2 protein-coding genes are annotated in these 4438 nt (G+C 47.9%); both read left to right on the top strand.

Features of this window, described 5'->3' with window-relative positions; genetic code table 11:
• On the top strand, nt 1-803 hold an 803-nt coding region (locus KGY70_17615; protein ID MBS3777020.1), incomplete at its 5' end, for a sulfatase-like hydrolase/transferase.
• Nucleotides 804-834: 31 nt separating this feature from the next.
• Nucleotides 835-4116 (top strand): PQQ-binding-like beta-propeller repeat protein, encoded by a 3282-nt coding sequence (locus tag KGY70_17610; GenBank protein MBS3777019.1) that lies wholly within the window; start codon nt 835-837, stop codon nt 4114-4116.
• Nucleotides 4117-4438: the final 322 nt, after the last annotated feature.

The following is a 4438-nucleotide window of genomic DNA, read 5'->3' as shown; positions in this document are numbered from 1 at the left end:
TAGAAAGAGACAAAGCACTTTATCCGGATTTGGATGAGGAATTACAGAATTTTTATGGGGAAATTACCGGGATTGACCGTGCTGTTGGGAAACTCAGAGAAAAATTGAGAGCAATGAATATTGAAGATAATACTGTTCTCTGGTATTTGAGTGACAATGGAGGATTGGATATGGGATGGGAGAAATCCACCGGAGGACGCGGAAGCAAAGGGCAAATATATGAGGGAGGATTGCGTGTTCCCTCTATTATAGAATGGCCGGCCCGCATTCAAAAACATAGGGAAACAAATGTGCCTGCGGTGACCTCAGATATTTATCCTACTCTGCTTGAAATTACTAATCTGGAAATGGAGGAGCAGCCTGTTCTGGATGGAATAAGCCTTGTTCCTTTAATTGAGGGTGAAATGGAAGAAAGAGATCAGCCTGTTGGTTTCTGGCAATTCCCTGAGGGAGGAAGACTGGTTTCTTCAAGTAAAAAAATGAGAGAGCTATGGAGAAAGCAAAAAGCCGGTGAGTCCGTTGATTCATCCAGATTGCATTTAGATGCCGCTGACATAACCACTCGTTATCCCGAAGATGATTTTCGTGGTCATGCTGCCTGGCTTGACTGGCCGTTTAAGTTTCACCGGATAGAGGATGATTCAGGAAATGTGAGAACAGAACTGTACAACCTTGAGGAAGACACTATGGAGCAAAATGATCTATCGGATGAAAACACTTCTAAGGTTGAATCTATGAGGACTCAACTGGAAAAATGGCAGAAGTCTGTTATAAAAAGCCTTAATGGCAGAGATTATCGTTAATACATTATAATAGTTTTAAACTTTTGAGCCTATGAAACCACGCCGGCGTATTGTATGGATCGGTGCTATTGTATTGGCTTTAGCAGCCGCAGGATATTTTTTATATACAACTTATTCTTATACCCATAAAGCTGCACACATTCTGGAAGAAACAGGTATTAAGGGCGGACTGATCGCCCATGTTGGGTTTGACGATGGAAAACTCACCTCCGCATTCCATGCCAATGACCGTTATATTGTCCACGGACTTTCACGGGACATGGAAAAGATCAGTAGTGCCAGGGAATACCTTCGCAAAAAGGACTTGTATGGAGAAGTGACTGTTCAGCAATGGCGCAGCAAAACACTTCCCTATTCCGATAACCTGGTCAATCTGCTTGTGGTTGAAGATACGGATGAAGTATCCCGGGAGGAAATGATGCGGGTGCTCTCTCCGGAAGGATCGGCCTATGTCAACCAAAACGGGGAGTGGACCCAATGGGTCAAACCCCGGCCCGACAGCATCGATAAATGGAGCCACTATCTGCACGGGCCTTCCAACAATCCGGTGGCCAACGATTCGGCAGTTGGTCCTCCGCGACGTCTACGGTGGAAATCAGACCCTATGTGGTGTCGTAGCCATGAATTTATCTCCAGTTTTCCGGTAATGGTATCTGACGGCAAACGTGTTTTTTATGTATTTGATGACGGGCTTACCGGCGTTACCGGAGATGAAGTACCGCAAAACTGGACCTTGTATGGCCGTGATGCCTACAGCGGGGTGCGGCTCTGGAAACGCTCGCTGAAAAACTGGAATAAGCCGGGAGACAGTAGTTATGTCACCAGTCTGAGGGGAGTCCCGAGTAAGATGCAAAGAACCCTCGTGGCCGGGGATGATCTTCTGTTCACCACCATTGACTACCACGGGTCCGTGGAAATGCTGGACCCGGCCACCGGTCAAACCATTAAAACACTAAAGGGGACCGAAGGTACTGAAGAGCTTCTCTATTCCAATGGAATTTTATATGCCCGTATTGATCCGAAACCAAAAGAGGGGACACCCAGGATCATCGCTGCCGACCCAAATGCCGGGGAAATTATATGGGAGCAAAAGACAGAAAATTACAATTCCAATTCTCTTGCCGTCTCCAACGGCAATGTAGTTTATAGCGCGGATCATCGCCTTGTCTGCCTTTCAGCGGAAGAGGGAGCGCAACAGTGGAAAACAGAATCAGAGCATCTGGAGGATTATTCCTGGAGCGCAGGACCGACAGTCATTATCAAGGACCGCACCGTACTTATAAAACACAACGATGTTACGGAAATGCGAGATCTCAGTACAGGAAAAGTGATATGGGAAAACCGGGCGCCGCTCAAAGATAGCCCGCTGCGGGCCAGCGATGTGTTTGTTATAGACAGTCTGGTCTGGCACAGCAATACAGGGGAAATAGCCGGATATTCCCTCAGCAGCGGTAAAAAGATAAAATCTTTTAAACCGGACAGCATCTTCAGCGAGGGCCATCACCTCAGATGCTACGGGGCTAAGGCCACCGGCAACTATATTCTTCCCCAATACCGCGGGCTGGAATTTGTGAGCCTCGACGATCAGCCGCATGTACAAAATGACTGGACCAGAGGTCCGTGCCGCTACGGCGTTATGCCTTCCAACGGCCTGGTATATGTACCTCCGCATCCCTGTTTTTGCTATGCCGGTGCCATGAGAAAAGGGCTTAATGCTTATTCTACCGCATCTTCCGGGGAGATAGAAAACGAAGTGGCGGGTTACAGGGATACCGCAGATCGTTTGGTACAAGGCCCGGCCTGGCAGAAAGCAACAGGGGAAGCCGGTGAAGACAAATCCTTATCCTGGCCCATGTACCGACACGATAACCGGAGGAGTGGAGCTACCGAAACAAAGGTAGAAGGAAAACTCACCAGGGAATGGCAGGTGAAGATCGGGGAAAACCTGACCCCACCTGTTGCTTCCGGGGGAAAAGCTTATGTATCTGCCAAAGAACGGAATACGGTTTATGCAATGGATATCCACAAAGGTGAGGTTCTGTGGCGCCGTTCTGTGGGCGGACGGGTTGATTCTCCACCCACTTTGTATGAAGGAAAAGTGATTTTTGGCTCTGCCGATGGCTGGGTGTATTGCCTGCGCTCAGGTGACGGCAAGCTGGTCTGGCGTTTTAGGGCTGCTCCTTCTCCTCGTATGATGATGCACAAAAATCGCATTGAATCCCCCTGGCGGGTCCATGGCAGTCCATTATTACACAAAGGTAAAGTTTATGTAACTGCCGGAAGAAACAGTTTTCTGGACGGGGGCATTTTTCTGTACAGTCTGGATCCGGCTACGGGCGAAATGCTCCACAGCACCCGGCTCGACACCTGGATGCGCACCCGAAAGGATGCTGAAGACGAGCCTTTTCTGCCTGCCTTTCATATTGAAGGGGCCCGCTCGGACATACTGGTCAGTGAAGGCGGATACATTTACCTGGGACAAATGAAATTTACCCCCGAACTGGAAAAGCTTGATCCCCCTTACAGGAAAGGCCCGGAAAGCTACGAAACCGACAGGGGATCTCCTGATGCCTATGGGCCCATTGTTCAGGGAGACCCTGTTTCTAAAAATCCCGGGTATGATTTTATCCACAAGGAAACCATAGGGCAATATCCTAAATTTGCCCAAAGATGGTATCGCCGGGGTCATATGGGGGCCAGAGAAGTTGGAAAACATCTGTTTGCTACCGGCGGATTTCTTGATGATTCCTATTTTAATCGCATTTACTGGATGTATTCGGATACCTGGCCAGGGTATTACATGGGTAATGTTGCTTCTAAAACCGGTCAGTTGCTTGTTATGGGACCTGAAAAAACTTACGGTGTAAACGCCTATAATGAACGGGTGGTTTTAAGTCCCGAACTTACACCCGGAAACACAAATTATCTGCTCTTTGCCGATGACAATGACAACGAGCCGCTCCTTACACAGGAAAACTGGGGCCGTGACAAGGGCATGGGATTTTCCCGCTCGCAGGCCCCGGAATGGTTCGACTGGGTTCCCGTAAGAGTTAAGGGGATGGTGCTTGCCGGCGAGCGGCTGTTTATGGCTGGCCCGCCCGATGTAATTGATCCGGAAGACCCGATGGCGGCTTTTGAAGGAAGGAAAGGAGGCAGGCTTTGGTCTTATGATGCCCAAAGCGGGAAACCAACAGGAAAATATTCCCTTTCCCGACCCCCAGTGTTTGATGGCATGATAGCTTCAGAGGGGAGGATACTGATTTCCACAACCGATGGGTCGCTTCAGTGTCTGAAAGGTGAGATAAATCCTTGATTGTTGTTAAAGTGGATAAAAATTTGTTTTGAGTGTGGAAGATAAAGTGTTTCATAGGCAGCCCGGCAAAAATACGGCGGCTCAACCTTTTCCTTTTTTGGGTTTTGGGTTCGGTTTTCATAAAAGCCGCCGTATTTACCGGGTGTCAGGAAAATAATATCAAGCTTTCAGGTTCATGCAAAACGAAAAATTTAATTTAAAATGCAATTCAATACTCAAAAAATTTTAGGTCTGTCCATAGCCGGATTAACAGCCCTTTTTACAGGTTGTAAGGAAGAAAGTGAAAAAACCAGTGATGCTTCTGAAAACCCCAATATTATCC

Source organism: Bacteroidales bacterium (assembly GCA_018334875.1).
Lineage (GTDB): Bacteria > Bacteroidota > Bacteroidia > Bacteroidales > UBA12077 > JAGXLC01.
The sequence above is the reverse complement of the archived record's forward strand: the minus strand, read 5'-3'. Positions and strand labels throughout refer to the sequence as shown.

Excerpts from the sequence above, each read along its gene's own strand:
- KGY70_17610 (MBS3777019.1), top strand. The coding sequence starts at position 835 with ATGAAACCACGCCGGCGTATTGTATGGATCGGTGCTATTGTATTGGCT.